Below are 16,631 nucleotides of genomic sequence, written 5' to 3'. Positions count from 1 at the left end.
CTGCCTAGCTTGAGATGAGTAATTTCAACTACAGCGAGTCATGGGAATCAGACCGATACTCCGTCCAACGGCAAACGGCTTGTGACCCCTGAGCAGCAGTACGTGAAATGTATGGATGCTGCCTACGCCGCTGCTGATAAAGAGACTTGCCACATGATGATGCGAAGGGCAGAAGGTGTTCTGCGAGGAGAGTTTGGTGCTGAGCAAGCAGTCGATGGTGCTGGAGAGGAAGCGTTCGCAGTCTGAGAGAACTATCCCCTTGTTGGTCCTAAAAGAACGAATTCAAATCTCGATTCTTTGTGACCCTGCAGTCGTTGCTAGTCAGTGTTGGCATTTTTACTTGATTTTCTTGGAAAAGAGCCGTCAGCCTGTCAGTGGAGCTTTTGGTGAGTGCATTAATTGTTTATCCCGCTCTTGCCCAAAAAGTTTCGAAGGAAAACGTAAGTGCAATCAACACCGCGAGGATGCGTGCTGAATCCATTAATGGTGGACTCAGCAACTACAGAGCAGCGAAATGTATGTACGCCACACCCAAGGGAGGGGGGCGACTGCTTGAAGAATGCCAGCGACGGCTTCCTGTTTGTCTTTGATGGTGGAGCTCCAGGTTGGCAAGAGGCAGGTGAGCCGCCAGCGCTTGAAACTGAAATCCTTATCTCTGACGACGGAGCTTCTGTCTTGGAGGTCGTTTGCAACGGCGATCCGCGTTAACCGAGAACCCCACCACATCTAGTGGCCTGGCCACAAAAAAGCCCGCTGCTGGAGCGGGCCGGGTGATGGGGTCATTCAGACTACCGCCAATAGCCGCTACATGCAGTGTCGCCGTGTTTGGGAAGACAATCGTTATGCAACTACACCACAGCATTAAGTGACTTTGTAGTGCACCACATCTAGGGCATCTATGAGTAATATTCATCCATCGCATCAAGATTTGGTGCAGATGGCCGGGTGATGGGGATTGCTACGGCTTTGAGAACCACTCCATATCTGGGGTGGTTTTTTTGTCTGCACCGGACGTTTTATACCGACTCTGAATTTCGGATCAAGGCGAGGCAGCCGGCGTTTGGTCAGCTGTTGAGCTGCACCCAATGACCTTGCGACTTTCAACTGCTGTCCATTGAGTCGCGCATGGTGAAGGGTGGAGAAATGTGCTGGATCTAGTTCAGGGGCAACCCACTTGAGGCAGGCGGCAGGAGATGCGAGCGCTTCGAGTTCGTTCCCTGCCGCCTGCCTCAATGGCCTGTTGCGTGGGAAGAACTGCAGGGATCGACGAGCTGCACACGAGATCCCCGAAGCTGCTGAGTGGATGCACTGGCCGTTGGGCTGAAGACGGTGGGGCGGTATCCCTACGCCCCGCACTCATGTTCAAGGCTTTGCCCTATGCACCGTGGCTTTTCCGCAGAAAAAAAGCCCCGATGTTCGATGCCGCGGCCGCCTCTCATGACGTGACTCGGGTCTAGCGGCCTGCGTAAGTATTTATGCGTACGGTTAATGCGGTCTTCCAATAAAAAACCTCCGCTGAAGAAGCGAAGGCCGGCATTGAAGTGAGCTACCAAGCTGGCAGCGCTTGGCGGTTGTGGGCTGCCGGGTCAGTAAGTCCTCACTGGAAGACACGACACGGGCAGCTCTCAGGCCAGCTTCAGCCCAACGTTGATAACCCTGCGTATGACTGCAGAGTTATGAATGCCATAACCCAGGCAATCGCTCAACGCCTGGGTTTTTTATTGCATGAGCAATGAGTGGAGTGCTTCAGTCAGACACTCCTGACCCGTGCCTTAAGCACACGTATCGCCCTGTTCCTGCGAGGAGAAATCGTCTCAGTGCTTCTGGCTCATGACCCTGACATCTTCAAGCGGCAGCTGTCTGGCGCCATGCGAGACCGAGGAGAACTAGCGGTAACGAAGCTTTTGCTGGACTGGCTGAATTCGTTTCTGCCCTTTATTTGGCCTCTTCAATCATCAAAACCGATCAGCGCTTGAAAACGCCGTTGCAATCTCCTGGGGCGGGTTTCACAAAGCAGTGACCCTCCGGAGACCAGTACCCCAGGGCAGGAAACATCAGGCCTTGGGACAGTGCTTCGGCGTTGACAGCATCAACACCTCGGGCCTGGATCAGGACGTTTCCGTCGCCATCCACAAGGTCAAGGAAGTCATTTTCTTTGGTCTCCTCCGTCGGGTTGGCATGCCCGTGAAGGGGAACAACCGCAACCACACAAACAATCAATAGGAAGCGCAGCATCAGACTTGAAAGGCAAATGAAGGGGAGGGGGGTCAGTTGCTGGTGACGACCACCGGTGTGCCCACCTTGATGCGGTTGTACACCTGAATCACGTCGGTGTTCAGCATGCGGATGCAGCCAAGGCTGACTGCGGCTCTTAATTTCACCCAGTTGGGCCAAGCGGTGCCGTGGATGGCGTATTCACCTGTCCCGATCTGCACGTAAGCCACGTAGCGCACTCCCACGGGGTTCTTCGGACCGGGAGCAATGACCTTGCCTTTCTTGTGATAAACCGGCTGCGGGTCCATTTTGGTCACTGAATAGCTTCCCGCTGGAGTCGGTGATTCCGGCGCGCCGATCGCCACGGGGTACTTGGCGATCACCTTGCCGTCGTCGAGAAGGGTGAGATATCGGTCTTTGAGGCTGATCTGGATGGAGGTTTCGGCTTGCGCAGGAACCGCGGCCATCGCGCCAAGGCCCAACGCCGCCGTCAGGAGGAGTGAACGAAGCTGCATCGGTTTGCGCAACAGGCGACCGCAGGCATTTTGACCTATACGAAAGGGGCTAGCGTCCTCCCGTCGCTTTGCCCGTGCCTGAACGATGACCCGCTGCTCCGCAATCAGCCGTGTCTTGGCCGCTGGGGCTGCTGCTGTTGTGTCTGCCCTGGCGTTCAACATGCCTTCCAAGGCTGGATTCACGCCCGAGCAGCTGGCCGGTTTTGAAGTCACCCATCTGCGTGGAGTGGTCAATGCCGTTCTGCCGAAGCAGAAGGTGATCGAGGTGATCGATCCAGAAGGTCATAAGGAAATCGTCACGGTCGGAATCGACATGGCGCCGCTCCGCCTGCGCAAGGGAGATCGCGTGGATGTCTCCCTCTTGGACGGCCTGGTGGTTGATCTTGAGCGCAGCAAAGAAACAACGCTGAGCTTCGATCGTGAAGACATTTATATGCCAATGGATATGGGTCCCTTGAAGAAAGGCATGCGGGTGGCCCTGGCTTCAGGTACAGCCAGGGTGTTGAAGGTGTCGACGACCGACCGCAGCCTCAGCCTGATGGGTCCGCTCGGAGGCATCCACAATCTGGATGTTGTGATGCCCAGTGGCAGTGATCTCTTCCCTGCGCTTAGGGCAGGCGATCTGGTCGATTTCCGCTTGATTCAGCCCGTGGCCGTGGGCATTGACCGGGTCTCTGCACCCGCTCAAAAGGCAGGGTCGTCACAGAAGCAACCCTTGTTGAGTGCCGTTCCTGCTCGCACCACCAGCTTGAAGGGCGAGCTGCTGGAGGCTTTTGAGCTCTCGCAGGTGAAGGGGACGCTGCTGCAGTTCAAGCCTGCCCAGCAAGTGATGGAAGTGCAGAGCCCCTACGGCCACAACCTCTTGATCACCATGGGCGGCGAGCTCAAAACAGCCGGTCTCAACAACGGTGATGAGGTCATCATCGACATCCTCGACGGGCTGGTGGTGGATCTGCGCAAAAGCTCTGTGAACACCCTCACCTTCACGCGCCAAGACGTGATCTTGTCTGAGGATTTCGGTGAAGTGCGCAAAGGGGCTCGGGTGGCGATGGCCACAGGCACCGCTGAAGTGGTGAAAATCTCCGAACAAGACCACGAACTCAGCCTTCGGGGGCCTTTCGGAGGGGTCCACAACCTTGATGTTCGCAATGGGCTCAACGTTGATCCGCTGGCACAGCTCAAGGTGGGTGACTTCGTCAGTTTCCGTTCGATTCAACCCATTGCGATCGGTATTCGTCCGGCCCTCTGAATCAGCCGTCGTTATGGGAGGCGAGGGCACGCACCACATCGCCACGGGTGATCACGCCGACGGGACGTTGGTTGCCGTCCAGGACGAACAGGCGTTGCGTTCCCCGCTCATGGAGCTGGGATGCTGCCCTAGGAAGCGGTAGGTCGGTCCCACAGTGATGGGAGTCCTTGCGCATGAGATCGCTCACGCTGGTGCCGAGCACCTGGTGCACTTGCTTGTCCCAACTCAGGGGATTGCGCAGGTAAATCACGCTGTCCAGCAGCATCACGTAGGGGCCGGCATCTACGCCGCTCTCCCGCACCATCAGATCCTGCTCCGTCAGTTCGCCGATCAGACGCCCTTCTGTATCCACCACCGGCAAGCCGCTGACGTGGTGGTCACTGATCATCTGGACGGCCTGCTGCAATGGGGTCTCGGGCGTGACAGTCAGAACGGGCTGCGTCATCACATCAGCCACCGTGAGCTGCAGGACCATGATCGGAGTTGAGCTATCCGCATTCTGAGCGTTGTCTCTGCCTTTGCGTTCGATCGCCAACGGACTCACCGTGGCGCGAGCGGTTGCCGGTCTACCTCTCGTTATCGCGTTGCAGCTGGGCTGGCAGAGCTGGGCCTGGTGGTTGCTGCTGCTGGCGGGTCTCAGTGATGCGGCCGACGGCTGGCTCGCGCGCCGGGCTGGGGGTGGAAGCAGCTGGGGAGCGCGTCTGGACCCCCTGACGGACAAAGTGCTGATCGCGGCTCCGTTGCTCTGGTTGGCGTCGTCCGCTTTGCTCCCGCTCTGGGCCGTCTGGTTGCTGCTTGCCCGTGAATTACTGATCTCGGGATGGCGAGCCCAGGCCAGTGATGGGGCGCCTGCATCGTTGTCGGGAAAAGCCAAGACGATTCTTCAGTTCGTCAGCTTGTTGTTGATGCTCTGGCCCTCCGGCTGGATCGGTTCTCCCGGGCTGCCGAGCCTGGGCTGGTGCCTGTTCTGGCCATCCCTCGCCCTGGCTCTGAGTTCAGCTCTCGCTTACATCACTCCCCGATCAGCGCCACGTCAGAACTGAAGTCCGGCTCAGCGGTTGGGTTCAGGGCGTAGTCATTGGTGTAGCTGTCGGCCAGGCCCTTGGCCAGGTCAAAGCTTGGTTGCCAGGCCAGTTCGCGTTCGACCCGAGTGATGTCGGTGAGGAAGTGATTGAGCCGTAAAGGGAAGGCCTTTCGGGCCTTGGGGTCGAGCTCGCTGGGATTGAAACTGCGCAGATCGAGGCCGTCGGGATCGCGACCGCAAGCCACCGCTGCTGCGCGAATCAGGCCCCGGAAGGTGATGCCCTGTTTCCCGGAGCAGTTGTAGATGCGGTTGGCTGCAGCATCCACCTCGATGCAACGGGCCATCGCCTCAGCCAGATCCTCCACATGGCCCAGTTGGGTGATGGTGCTGCCGTCGCCGGGGAGCGGAATCGGTCGGTTCTGAACGACGCGGTTGAAGAACCAGCGTTCGACGGGGTTGTAGTTGCCAGGGCCGTAGATGTAGGTCGGCCGGAAACTGGTGAAGGCAATGCCTTCACGCCGCAGCCAGGCTTCGGTGTCGGCCTTGCCGGCATGACGGCTCTGCGGGTCGGTGGGGCTGGACTCATCCAAGGGCCACTGATCGGAGTCGGCATAGACCCCGGCCGAACTCACGTAAACGAAGCGATGGCTTGGGGCCCCGGTGATGTCCACAACCCGCCTGCTGTCTACTTGCTTGCGGCCGGAACTGTCGACGATCACATCGAAGCTGCGGCCCTGAAGCGCGCTTAGTCCTTCATCGCTGCTTCGATCACCGCAGAGGTGTTCCACCCCGGCGGGGACAGGGTTCTTGCCGCGGGTGAACAGGGTGAGTGCATGGCCCTGGGCCTGCAGGCGGGCTACCAGGGGCCGGCCCACGAAGCGGGTTCCCCCCATCACCAGGATCTTCATGCACTTGGGCCCGAAAAGCGCAGCCATTGAAGCGTGGCGCTGCAGGATGGTGGGTCTCTGGTCCGACCCCGATGGAGATCATCCCCGCCATTGATTTGCTCGATGGAGCCTGCGTCCGGCTTCACCAAGGGGATTACGACCAAGTGACGCGCTTCAGTGAGGATCCCGTCGCTCAGGCCCTCAGCTGGCAGAGCCAGGGGGCGACACGGCTGCACCTGGTGGATCTCGATGGCGCCAAACGGGGTGAGCCGATCAATGACGCAGCGGTGCGGGCCATCACCGCTGCCCTCGACATTCCTGTTCAGCTCGGTGGTGGCGTGCGCTCACTCGAACGCGCCGAAGAGTTAATCGCCTGTGGCCTGGACCGGGTGATCCTCGGCACGGTGGCTATCGAACAGCCGGAGTTGGTCCATGAGTTGGCCCAACGCCATCCCGGCCGCATCGTGGTCGGCATCGATGCCAACGACGGCCGGGTGGCGACCCGGGGATGGATCGAGCAGAGCGATGTTCTGGCCACCGATCTGGCCCAACAGTTCAGTGCTGCCGGCATTGCTGCGATCATCACCACCGACATCGCTACCGATGGAACTCTCGCCGGCCCCAACCTGGATGCCTTGAGAACCATGGCGCAATGCAGCGCTGTTCCTGTGATCGCCTCGGGTGGCATCGGTTGCATGGCTGACCTCCTGGCGCTCTTGCCGCTCGAGCCCCTCGGTGTTTCAGGGGTAATCGTTGGGCGAGCTTTGTATGACGGCCGTGTCGCCCTAGGCGAGGCCATCGCCGCGATCGGTGCTGCCAGGCTTCAGGACGTCACCGCAGTGGCTGCAGACATCGCCTGACCTGGTCTTGGGCCTTATGGTTGATGGAGCAGGCACCTTTTGTGGTAAGAGCAGCCGCCACTCAGACCAGCACTCTGTCTCCTCCGGGCAGCTTGCAGCAGGTGTTTGAGCAATGCCGACGGCTGGGAATGCGCCTCAGCCGTCAAAGACGCATGGTGCTGGACCTGCTCTGGAGTGAAAAAAGCCACCTCAGTGCTCGAGATATTTTTGAACAACTGAATCTGAGGGGCCGCAGCATCGGCCATACCTCGGTGTATCAGAACCTCGAAGCCCTGCAGTCGGCAGGCGTGATCGAGTGCCTGGATCGTGCGAGTGGTCGCTTGTACGGCTACAGGAGCGATCCCCACAGCCATCTCACCTGTTTGGACAGCGGTTCGATCGAAGATATCGATGTCGTTCTTCCGCCAGATTTGTTGCGTCAGATCGAACAGCGCACCGGCTTTCATATCGAGTCGTACACGCTGCAATTGAACGGCAGGCGCGCACTGGAGGATTGAGCAGAAGCTCGTTACCTTGAGCCCAACTGCTTGGGTTCAGCGCTTGGCCTCTCCTTCACCGGTGCGGATGTTGCTGCTCGCTCCGGATCTGCTCGGAGAGTCGCTGGCGCTAAAACTCACGTCCGCCCATGACGATTGGGAGGTTGTTCTTCGCCCAGAGCGACTGACGGGTGCTCCGGTCTTGGTGATTTGGTCGATCGACCGCGTGGCCTCGTTGGCGGCGATTCAACAGGAGCTGTTCGCATTGCAGGAGCGCTGGCAACCGGCCCCGGTTCTGCTGCTGTTGCCTAGCGAGATCCGGTTGTCGCGGGAGCAGCTGCTGGGTCTGCCAGCGGCTGGCTTGCTTCAAAATGCTGATTCGCAGAGCCTGCAGAACTCGATTGAAATCCTGCTGCAGGGGGGGCGGGATATTCGTCTTGAGGCACCTTCGGAGGGGAGGCGCCAAGACCAGACCATGGGCCTTGGGCAGTGGCTGTTGGTGAGTGGGTTGCAGCAGGTGAGCCGCGAGCTCGAGTTGGTGGAAGCCATGCTGAATCCGCCTCCGCAGCAGGCGTTGCTCTTCGCGCTGCTGACGGGTCGTCGTCGCGAACTTCAGTTCGCCAAAGGGCTGCTGCTCTGGCTCTGGGGGCCACTCCAGCTCGGTCTCGAGGATGCAGAACCCCTGACCTCAACTGCGTCATCTTCCCCTGGATCACCGACGACCACGGCGATCAGTCTCAGAGAACGCAATGCCGTTGCTGTCTGGGATGCCATCCGCGATCGCATTGATGGCTCGGTTCAGGCTGGACTGACCAATTCCACCGGTCGTCTTCTAGCGATTGAGGGATTGCACCCGGAGCGGCGCCGGGAGTTGCTGTTGGCCTTGCTGCAACAGCTCGATCAGGTTTTACAGCGTCTGCGCACCCGCCAGGACGGTACGGCGATGGCGCAGGCCTGGAATGCCCTGCAGCCGGAGTTACGCCAGCAAGCGCTCACCGCCCTGGCAGGCAGCTATGTCCAGATCCCCTGCAATGGGGAGCTGCAACCGGTCGTGGCGTCACTGCTAAGCCGTGCTGATCTCACCGGGGTGGATGGAGAGATGCCGGATCCAACGGGGATGCTGGCTCCGCTGGTGGCAGATCAACCGATGCTGGTGAATGGGTTGCTGCTGCCGGCGGATGACCCCAGGGCATTCCTGCAGCTCGAAACGCTGGTTAGCAATTGGCTGGTCAGAACGGCTGAACTGATTGGGGCAGAACTCCTCGATGCTTGTGGTGACTGGCCTGAGCTGCGTCGTTATCTCCTGCGCGATCCGCTCCTGGCGACTCGAGAACTCGATCGCCTCAGAAATCGCTTGAACACCCAGCTGCGTTGGGCCGACTGGGTCGAGCGCCCGATCCAGCTTTATGAGAGTCAGCGCACCTTGTTTCAGCTTCGGGCTGGTCGCATCGAACCGCTGCTGCTGATGGAGCCCCGTGACAACGAGTTGAATCAGCTCGGTTGGTGGCAGCGACAGGTGGCGTTGCTGTTGGAGGCCAGGGATGCCCTCGCACCGCAGGTGCAGGCCGTGGTGCGTCGAATTGGCGATCTTGCCGTGATCCTTCTAACCCAGGTGCTGGGCCGGGCCATCGGACTTGTTGGGCGTGGCATTGCCCAGGGAATGGGTCGCAGCCTCGGCCGCAGTTAGGGCTCCGGGTCCACAATGGCGATCCGCTGCTTCGGCTTGATGCTTGCTTTGGTGCGCTGTCTGATCACCGTGTCGATCGCGCTGCTGCTCCATGTCGCCCCAGCGTCCGCTCTGTTGAACAGCGACAGCTACGACGGCAACATCTATGCCCTTTATGCCGGCAACGGCTCTTTGGTTCCTCCTCCCAACACCCTGGAGGACTCCCTCGCGGAGGGACGGACAGCTGTGATTGTTTATTACCTCGACGACAGCGCCGTCAGCAAACGCTTCGCCCCGGTGGTGTCGGAGCTGCAACGGCTTTGGGGACGCAACATCGATTTGCTGCCTCTCCCAACCGACCCGCTTCAGGGACGAGAAGCGCTTGGGGCGGGTGACCCCGCCACCTACTGGTCCGGAGCTATTCCTCAAGTGGTCGTGATTGGCACGGATGGCCGGGTTGTCTTCGATCAGAACGGCCAGGTCCCTCTGGGGGTGATCAATAAAGCCATCAGCGCATCCACCGGACTTCCGGCTCCTGATTTGGGCCGAATTGATCAGGAAGGCAGTTTCAACGAAGTGAACATCGAAGTCACGGCGAACTGAGACTCCCACAGCCACGCCGCCTACGCTGCCGCCCAATTGTCCCGGTCGTTGAGCCGGATCCACTGTGTCGCTGCTGTTTGCTCCGCTTGGCCTTGGACTTGGTGTGGCCTGGCTTGAGCTCCGTCATCGTCTCCGGCCAGCGTCTCCGTTGCGGATGACTCCCCTGGACTGGCGCGTGGACGAACTGGGCGGCCGTCTCCGCGTTGAAGGTGTGCTGGAGATCAGCAACCCCCATCCACGGATGGAGGTTTTTGTGCCGGAACTGCGGGTCGAACCCGTGCTTCTGGGCTCGTCAGACCCCGCCGGTCTGGAGGTCAAAACGCGGATCATTGCTGACCATCCCGATGAGGAAACCAGGGAAGATGGCTACTGGCCGGCTTACATCGTCAAGGGCCGTAAGAGCACACGCGCCAAGGTCTCGATCGAGATCACCGGTCCTTCTCCCTCCGCTCGGGTCGACAGCCTCTGGGTTGATGCTCACTGGCTGAATTACGGACCATTTGGTCGGTTGCAGCGCCGTCAGGGTGTGCTGGTTCCACTTCGGCGTCCTGAACCACTGCAGCCCGATCAAGCCCGCTTCAGAGAAGGAGACGGGTGCCGTGTACTGCCGCTTCGAACCCACTTGCTCGGTCCGCTGGATGATGCCATTGCGGTCTTGCGCACCTATGCCGCTGACCTGATTCAGCCCGGTGACATCCTCACTATCGGGGAGACCCCCGTTGCGGTGATCCAGGGGCGATACCGCCACCCCAGTGAAGTCGAGCCTGGAATGGTCGCGCGTCTGGCTTGCCGGGTGTTCCACCCCACCAGCAGCCTGGCGACAGCTTGCGGGATGCAGACGTTGATCGATCTGGTGGGGCCGACCCGGGTTCTTGCTGCCTTGCTGGGGGGGCTGTTGATGAAGCTGGTTGGTATTTCCGGAGGGTTCTATCGCCTTGCTGGTGATCAGGCCCGTTTGATTGATGACATCACAGGAACCACGCCCCCTTATGACCAAACCATTGTTCTCGGTCCATCCCGTGCCGAGCAGTTCTGTCGTGATGCCTCTGCCGAACTCGGTGTTGACGTCGCCATCGTGGACGTCAACGACCTCGGCCGCGTGAAGGTTCTGGCCTCCAGTCCCGGTTGTGACGAGGGATTGCTGGGGAGGGCCCTGCGTCCCAACCCCGCTGGAAATGCCAATGAGCGCACCCCACTGGTGTTGGTGCGGCCAGGGCTGGAATGAGCGATACATTGTGATCAGTTGGGGTTGGAGGGTGTCCGGTGACAGAGCCCAAGACAACCTCAATTCGCATTGAGCCTCTTAATCCGGCCCATCTGGCGCGGTGGGTTCAAGATGCGCCGGTTGATCAGCTGTCGCGTTTTCAGGGCTTTTTGATCGGTGAATGGCTCTCTTCAGTGGAGCAGCGCTTCCCTGATCTGCTCCCCAGTCGCTCGCCGCGTTGCTTGCTGGCCCTCGATGGTGACCGCCCAGTGGCCAGCGTTGTTGCCCGGCCGTTCAACCGTCGTGGCAGCTGCTGGATCCTCCAATTGCCGGAGCTGCTTGGCCCGGTTGATGTTCACAGTCATCGGATGGTTCAGCAGGCCCTGCTTCAGCAGGCCCTGCACTCCTGGACGGCCCAGATCTGCAGTTGGGTGATCCGTTGCCCTGCAACGGATGCCGAGGCCATAGCTCTGTTGCGGGAACTCGGCTTTCAACCGCTTCGCCCCTACCAGTGCTGGCATCCACCGAGCACAGATGCTGAACGGAAGAGCACCGATCAGTTGCCCGCGGGTCTGCGCTGGGCAGCTCTCAACCGTCGCACAGCCCAGTTGCTTTGGCCCATCGAGCAGGGCGGCAGCTACAGCCATCTCCGACAGATCACAGACCGTCATTGGCTAGATCTGTTGGATCGGCATGGGCCAGGGTGCGGCGTGCTTATGGCGGGAGACGCTGTTCTGGCGGGCTGCATTCGACTCCCCGATGCAGGAGAGGCCGGTCTTGTGGAGCTGATGCGGGACATGGCCTGGGATCCACGGCTGGATCAGGCCCTTCCCAGCGTCTTGAACGGGATCCTTCAACGCGGTCGCCCCAGCGGGCTGCTCACGGCTTTTGACGATGCACCCCTCAGCAAGATTCTGGAGACAGAGGGTTGGCCCCGCGGTGATGAGCAGCTGTTGCTGGGACGCAGCATGTGGCGTCGTCAGTCACCCCAGCGCAACCTGCAGCTGACGCGATCGCTGGATCAGGTGCTGGGTCGTCTGCGGCCCCAGGGCACACCCCTTCCCACACCAAGCCTTGGCGATCGGCGTTGATGCGGCCGCGACCCTGTTCGATCCTCAGTCTGGATGTGGGCCGGCGGCGCATCGGTCTGGCCGGTTGCGATGCTCTCGGCATCAGCGTGACGCCCCTCGCTGCCCTGCGTCGAGGTCGGTTTGATGCCGATCTGATCGTTCTGCGTGCCCATTGCCGTCAACGTTCGGTGCAGGGTCTCGTGGTCGGATTGCCCCTGGATGCTGCGGGCCAGCCCACGGCCCAGGCGGAACACTGTCGGCGCTACGGCCTCCGACTGGCCATTGCCCTCGACCTGCCCCTGGCTTGGGTGAATGAGCACAGCAGCACCTGGGCAGCCGGGGAACAATTCGGGCTGACGGGGGACCGCAGCGGACGTCTGGACAGTGCTGCCGCTGCCCTGCTGCTGGAGCAATGGCTGGCGGAGGGTCCGGAGCTCAAACCGTCCCAACAGAGTGCTTCAAGGTCGGGCGCCGGGGCGGCCGATGGTGGATCCTGAGCCCAGTCAGAGTCGCGTCGATGTCTGAGTCGGGACCCGGAAAGAGCAGCGATCACCCCACCCTGCTGGTCCGCGATCGCGAGGGCCATGACCTGCTGTGTTTCCTGGAACATCTGATTCCCCTCGAGGGGCAGGATTACGCCTTGCTGTCACCGGTTGACACGCCGGTTTCCCTGTTTCGGCTCAATGACGATGCTGAGCCGGTTCCGATCACGGAAGTCGCCAGCAGTGAGCCGATTCTTTCGGTGGCTGATGTGGTGCTCCAGGAGCACGACCTGGTCTTGGTGCGATCGGCGATCACCCTCACGGTGAGTGGTGAATTGGATGAGCCGGATCAAGATGATCTCGATGAGCTGGAAGAGGACGACGACGTTGACGAGGACGCCGAGACCTTTGAGCTGTTGGTGAGCTTCATGGTCGAAGCGGAGGAATACGGCCTCTACATTCCGCTCGACCCGTTCCTCGTTCTGGTGCGGATGGTGGACGGCCAGGCGGTGCTGCTGAGCGACGATGAGCTGGATCGTGTTCAACCTTTGATTGAGGCCGAACTGGAGGAGCGTGAATGGCCGGATTAACGGGACAGCACTGGTTGACTCCTGATTGGGATCCACGGCTCACCATTGCCCAGCTCTCGCTGCCCCACCTCACTGCCCATGGTCTGCGGGCCGCGGTTATTGACGTCGATCGCACCCTTCTGCCCGGTCGTGATGTGAATCTCCCGGGCCCGGTACACGACTGGTTGGTCGATGCAGGCCGCCGCATGCAATTGCACCTGTTCAGTAACAACCCCTCCCGCGATCGGATCGCCGCAGTGGCCGATCAGCTGGGGGTCAGCTTCACCTCCGGGGCTGGAAAGCCGCGCCGTGGAGCACTGCGCTTCGTTGTTCGCGATCTCGCGGTGCCACCGACCGCGATCGCAATGATCGGTGACCGCCTGTTCACAGATGTGCTCTGCGGCAACCGCATGGGGCTCTACACGGTGTTGGTCCGACCCGTTCGGGATGACGGCAAGCCCTGTCGCCATGACCGTGTACAGCGGCTTGAACGCGCCTTGGCGCGTTGGATGGGGGCGCCTTCAGCATGACCCTGTGGGTCGTGAAAATCGGCACCAGCCTCCTGAGGGGTGAGACTGCCGCAACCATTGAGGGCTACGCCCGTTGCTTCGCAGCGGCCATGGCCCGTGGGGATCAAGTGGTGCTGGTCACCAGTGGTGCCGTCGGGCTGGGATGTCAGAAGCTGGCCATGTCCAGCCGACCGGACACGGTTGTCGCCCTGCAGGCGGCTGCGGCCATCGGCCAGGGCGCGCTGATGGCTCTCTATGAACGCGCCATGGCCCGTCATGGTCGTTCGGTGGCGCAGGTGCTGCTGACCCGCTCTGATCTGGCGGATCGACGTCGTTATCAGAATGCTTCAGGCACCTTGAGGCAGTTGCTGAGCTGGGGGGTTCTGCCGGTGATCAACGAGAACGATGCCTTGTCGACGGCGGAGTTGCGTTTCGGCGATAACGACACCTTGTCGGCCCTGGTCGCCGCAGCCGTTGAAGCGCAGCAACTGATCTTGCTGACGGATGTTGATCGGCTGTACTCATCGGATCCCCGGGTCGATGCCGACGCCGAGCCGATCTCGGATGTTCGCCACCCTCGGGAGCTGGATTCGTTGGAACGGGGGGCCGGCGACGGGGGGCGCTGGGGCACCGGGGGCATGACCACGAAGCTGGCGGCAGCCCGAATCGCCACCGCCAGTGGCATCACGGTGCAGCTCGCCGATGGCCGCAATCCCTCCCGCTTGGAGGCCTTGCTGCAGGGGGAACGAGGTGGAACGGTGTTCCATCCCCACCCCGAACCCCTCGGCAATCGACGCAGTTGGCTGGCCCACGTGCTCCGGCCTGAGGGTGAACTGCAGCTGGATGCTGGGGCCTGTGATGCGCTAAAGCACCGTGGCGCGTCCCTCCTGCTCGTGGGTGTGACGGCGGTGCGGGGCGACTTCGCTGCCAATCAGCCTGTTCAGTTGCTTGACCCCAACGGTGTGGACTTGGGCCGTGGCCTTTGCTCGATGGACAGCGACCAGCTGCGGGCCGCCATGAACGCCGTATCTCCTGGTGAGGCTTCCCCGGTGGTGGTGCATCGCGATGCTCTGGTGCTGCGCAGTCGTTAACCACGACTACGATCCGCGCGACTGTCGTGGCGGCCATGCGTTTCAGCACCCTGATCAAGGTTCTGCAGACCGGCGATGCAGGCTTGCGCTGGAGCCAGCACGGGTTGGATCCATGGCTGGAGGGTGCCGCTTCGCTCGACCAGGCCTCGTCCTCGCAACTCAGCTTCCTGGAGAAGGGCAACGCCTTAACTGCTGCGCTTGGCGCCAGTGGAGCGGGCGCTCTTTTGCTGCCTGATCAACAGGACCTGATTGATCTTGCTTCTGAGCGTGGCATTGCCTTTGCCGTCTTCGCTGACCCCCGTCTGGCCTTTGCTGAAGCCCTCGACCAGTTGCATCCCCGTCGCCGGCCGTTGGCGGAAATTCATCCCTCGGCGGTCATTGATGAACGGGCAGTGGTGGGGCCCGGCTCGGCGGTGGCCCCGCGGGTGTGTATCGGCGAGGGGAGTCGAGTCGGCTCTGATTGCGTCCTTCATCCCGGGGTTGTGATCTACGACGATGTGGTGGTTGGTGATGGCTGTGAGCTGCACGCCAATGCGGTGCTGCACCCTGGAAGTCGTCTCGGAAAGCGTTGCGTGGTGAATTCCAACGCGGTTGTCGGCTCCGAGGGGTTCGGCTTCGTGCCGACGGCGAAGGGATGGCGAAAAATGCCGCAGACCGGTCAGGTGGTTCTCGAGGATGGCGTTGAGGTGGGTTGTGGGAGCACCATCGACCGTCCGTCGGTGGGGGAGACCCGGATTGGTGCCGGCACCAAGATCGACAACCTCGTCCAGATCGGCCATGGCGTGACGACAGGCCCTGGCTGTGCCTTCGCATCCCAGGTTGGAATTGCTGGAGGAGCCCGGATCGGTCAGGGGGTGATCCTGGCGGGTCAGGTGGGTGTTGCCAATCGAGCCGTGGTGGGCGACCGTGCCATTGCCAGCTCCAAGAGCGGCATTCACGGTGAGGTGGCCCCCGGTGAGGTGGTGAGCGGTTACCCCGCGATTCCGAATCGTCTCTGGTTGCGTTGCTCTGCCGCCTTCAGCAAGCTGCCGGAGATGGCGAAGACCTTGCGCGAGCTCAAACGCGACTCCCCTCAGTAACCTCAGCGGTCGACCTGCCGCACAGCACCGTCATGGCTCAGCACCGCGTTGTTCTTCTGCCAGGTGATGGGATCGGCCCGGAGATCACAGCTGTCGCCCGACAGCTGCTGGAGGTCGTCAGTGAGCGCCATGGCTTTGCGCTGAGCTTCGAGGAACAGCCCATCGGCGGCAGCGCCATTGATGCCACCGGTGAGCCACTTCCCGCCAGCACCCTGGACGCCTGCCGGTCAGCGGATGCTGTCTTGCTGGCAGCCATCGGCAGCCCTCGTTTCGACAGTCTTCCCCGCGAAAAGCGTCCGGAAACCGGTCTGCTCGGTTTGCGATCCGGCATGGAGCTGTTCGCCAATCTTCGCCCGGTCAAAATTGTTCCGGCCCTCATTGATGCCAGCAGCCTCAAGCGGGAGGTGATTGAGGGTGTGGATCTGATGGTGGTGCGTGAACTCACCGGTGGCATTTACTTCGGTCAGCCCAAGGGACGCATCGAGACCGAGGGAGAGGAGCGTGGCTTCAACACCATGACCTATTCCGCCTCGGAAGTGGATCGGATCGCAAAGGTGGCCTTTGAGATCGCCCAGGAGCGGCGTGGACGACTGTGCTCGGTGGACAAGGCGAACGTTCTCGACGTGAGCCAGCTCTGGCGTGATCGTGTGGATGCCCTGGCGCACGCTTACGCCAGTGTTGATGTGAGCCACATGTACGTGGACAACGCAGCGATGCAGTTAGTGCGTGATCCCCGTCAGTTCGATGTGCTGCTCACGGGAAACCTCTTCGGCGACATTCTCAGCGACGAGGCGGCGATGCTCACCGGTTCGATCGGCATGCTGCCTTCGGCCTCCCTCGGCAGCGCAGGGCCTGGACTGTTTGAGCCTGTGCACGGTTCGGCCCCGGATATCGCTGGTCAGGACAAGGCCAATCCGATGGCCATGGTGCTCTCGGCGGCGATGATGCTGCGCACTGGTTTAAAGCAGAGTGCAGCTGCCAATGATCTTGAAGCCGCTGTTGATGCCGTTCTGGCCGGCGGATTTCGTACCGGTGATTTGATGGCAGAAGGCTGCACACAACTGGGTTGTCGCGCCATGGGTGAGGAATTGCTCAAAGCTCTTTGAACTTCGGATTGGTGTAATTGGGCCCTG

Annotated in this window: 18 protein-coding genes; 14 read left to right on the top strand and 4 right to left on the bottom strand. The window is 61.0% G+C overall.

Annotated elements, in window-relative coordinates; translation table 11 throughout:
- Positions 1-1,965 precede the first annotated feature (1,965 nt).
- The gene (locus FZZ88_RS11400; RefSeq protein WP_166017236.1) at positions 1,966-2,235 is read right to left on the bottom strand and encodes a hypothetical protein; all 270 of its coding nucleotides are present in this window, start codon (positions 2,233-2,235) and stop codon (positions 1,966-1,968) included.
- 32 nt (positions 2,236-2,267) lie between these two features.
- Positions 2,268-2,729, bottom strand: a complete 462-nt coding sequence (locus FZZ88_RS11395; RefSeq protein ID WP_166017235.1) for a L,D-transpeptidase — start codon at positions 2,727-2,729, stop codon at positions 2,268-2,270.
- Between the two features lie 85 nt (positions 2,730-2,814).
- Between FZZ88_RS11395 and FZZ88_RS11390 the strand changes: the two genes are divergently transcribed.
- Positions 2,815-3,978, top strand: coding sequence for a hypothetical protein (locus tag FZZ88_RS11390; RefSeq protein WP_166017234.1), 1,164 nt, complete (start codon positions 2,815-2,817; stop codon positions 3,976-3,978).
- Position 3,979: 1 nt separating this feature from the next.
- On the opposite strand, the gene FZZ88_RS11385 is transcribed toward FZZ88_RS11390, so the two are convergent.
- Entirely contained in the window at positions 3,980-4,453 is a 474-nt protein-coding gene (locus FZZ88_RS11385) for a CBS domain-containing protein (RefSeq protein ID WP_166017233.1), read from the bottom strand.
- A gap of 31 nt (positions 4,454-4,484) precedes the next feature.
- Here FZZ88_RS11385 and FZZ88_RS11380 point away from each other — a divergent pair, with 31 nt between their 5' ends.
- Positions 4,485-5,021 carry a CDP-alcohol phosphatidyltransferase family protein gene (locus FZZ88_RS11380; RefSeq protein WP_166017232.1) on the top strand — a complete coding sequence of 179 codons (537 nt, stop codon included), beginning with the start codon at positions 4,485-4,487 and terminating at the stop codon, positions 5,019-5,021.
- Here FZZ88_RS11380 and FZZ88_RS11375 read toward each other — a convergent pair.
- Entirely contained in the window at positions 4,990-5,910 is a 921-nt protein-coding gene (locus FZZ88_RS11375; protein ID WP_166017373.1) for an NAD-dependent epimerase/dehydratase family protein, read from the bottom strand. The two genes, FZZ88_RS11380 and FZZ88_RS11375, sit on opposite strands and share 32 nt — an antisense overlap.
- Before the next feature lie 71 nt (positions 5,911-5,981).
- Here FZZ88_RS11375 and hisA point away from each other — a divergent pair, with 71 nt between their 5' ends.
- The 12 genes from hisA to leuB all read left to right on the top strand — a co-directional run bounded on the left by hisA (position 5,982) and on the right by leuB (position 16,604).
- A complete protein-coding gene (hisA, locus tag FZZ88_RS11370; protein WP_166017231.1) occupies positions 5,982-6,749 on the top strand; it encodes a 1-(5-phosphoribosyl)-5-[(5-phosphoribosylamino)methylideneamino]imidazole-4-carboxamide isomerase in 768 nt (255 codons plus the stop codon).
- A gap of 128 nt (positions 6,750-6,877) precedes the next feature.
- Positions 6,878-7,246, top strand: a complete 369-nt coding sequence (locus FZZ88_RS11365) for a Fur family transcriptional regulator (protein ID WP_226408286.1) — start codon at positions 6,878-6,880, stop codon at positions 7,244-7,246.
- 67 nt (positions 7,247-7,313) lie between these two features.
- A complete protein-coding gene (locus FZZ88_RS11360; RefSeq protein WP_166017372.1) occupies positions 7,314-8,912 on the top strand; it encodes a DUF3685 domain-containing protein in 1,599 nt (532 codons plus the stop codon).
- A gap of 15 nt (positions 8,913-8,927) precedes the next feature.
- The gene (locus FZZ88_RS11355) at positions 8,928-9,494 is read left to right on the top strand and encodes a thylakoid membrane photosystem I accumulation factor (RefSeq protein ID WP_166017230.1); all 567 of its coding nucleotides are present in this window, start codon (positions 8,928-8,930) and stop codon (positions 9,492-9,494) included.
- A 64-nt stretch (positions 9,495-9,558) separates the two neighbouring features.
- Positions 9,559-10,719 carry a F420-0:Gamma-glutamyl ligase gene (locus FZZ88_RS11350; RefSeq protein ID WP_166017229.1) on the top strand — a complete coding sequence of 387 codons (1,161 nt, stop codon included), beginning with the start codon at positions 9,559-9,561 and terminating at the stop codon, positions 10,717-10,719.
- A 38-nt stretch (positions 10,720-10,757) separates the two neighbouring features.
- Entirely contained in the window at positions 10,758-11,789 is a 1,032-nt protein-coding gene (locus FZZ88_RS11345) for a hypothetical protein (protein WP_166017228.1), read from the top strand.
- Positions 11,789-12,265, top strand: coding sequence for a Holliday junction resolvase RuvX (ruvX, locus tag FZZ88_RS11340; RefSeq protein ID WP_166017227.1), 477 nt, complete (start codon positions 11,789-11,791; stop codon positions 12,263-12,265). Before FZZ88_RS11345 ends, ruvX begins: the two co-directional genes overlap by 1 nt.
- 20 nt (positions 12,266-12,285) lie before the next feature.
- On the top strand, positions 12,286-12,840 hold the full coding sequence (locus FZZ88_RS11335) for a DUF3727 domain-containing protein (RefSeq protein WP_115025245.1): 555 nt from the start codon (positions 12,286-12,288) through the stop codon (positions 12,838-12,840).
- Positions 12,828-13,349, top strand: coding sequence for a YqeG family HAD IIIA-type phosphatase (locus tag FZZ88_RS11330; RefSeq protein WP_166017226.1), 522 nt, complete (start codon positions 12,828-12,830; stop codon positions 13,347-13,349). Before FZZ88_RS11335 ends, FZZ88_RS11330 begins: the two co-directional genes overlap by 13 nt.
- Positions 13,346-14,419 (top strand): glutamate 5-kinase, encoded by a 1,074-nt coding sequence (proB, locus tag FZZ88_RS11325; RefSeq protein ID WP_230332879.1) that lies wholly within the window; start codon positions 13,346-13,348, stop codon positions 14,417-14,419. The genes FZZ88_RS11330 and proB overlap by 4 nt, the downstream gene beginning before the upstream one ends.
- 35 nt (positions 14,420-14,454) lie before the next feature.
- On the top strand, positions 14,455-15,498 hold the full coding sequence (lpxD, locus tag FZZ88_RS11320) for a UDP-3-O-(3-hydroxymyristoyl)glucosamine N-acyltransferase (RefSeq protein WP_166017224.1): 1,044 nt from the start codon (positions 14,455-14,457) through the stop codon (positions 15,496-15,498).
- A gap of 32 nt (positions 15,499-15,530) precedes the next feature.
- On the top strand, positions 15,531-16,604 hold the full coding sequence (gene leuB / locus FZZ88_RS11315; protein ID WP_166017223.1) for a 3-isopropylmalate dehydrogenase: 1,074 nt from the start codon (positions 15,531-15,533) through the stop codon (positions 16,602-16,604).
- Positions 16,605-16,631: the final 27 nt, after the last annotated feature.

The organism is Synechococcus sp. PH41509 (assembly GCF_020514285.1).
Classification (GTDB): Bacteria; Cyanobacteriota; Cyanobacteriia; order PCC-6307; family Cyanobiaceae; genus Parasynechococcus.
Note: the sequence above shows the minus strand (reverse complement) of the source record. Positions and strands in the feature narration are given on the sequence as shown.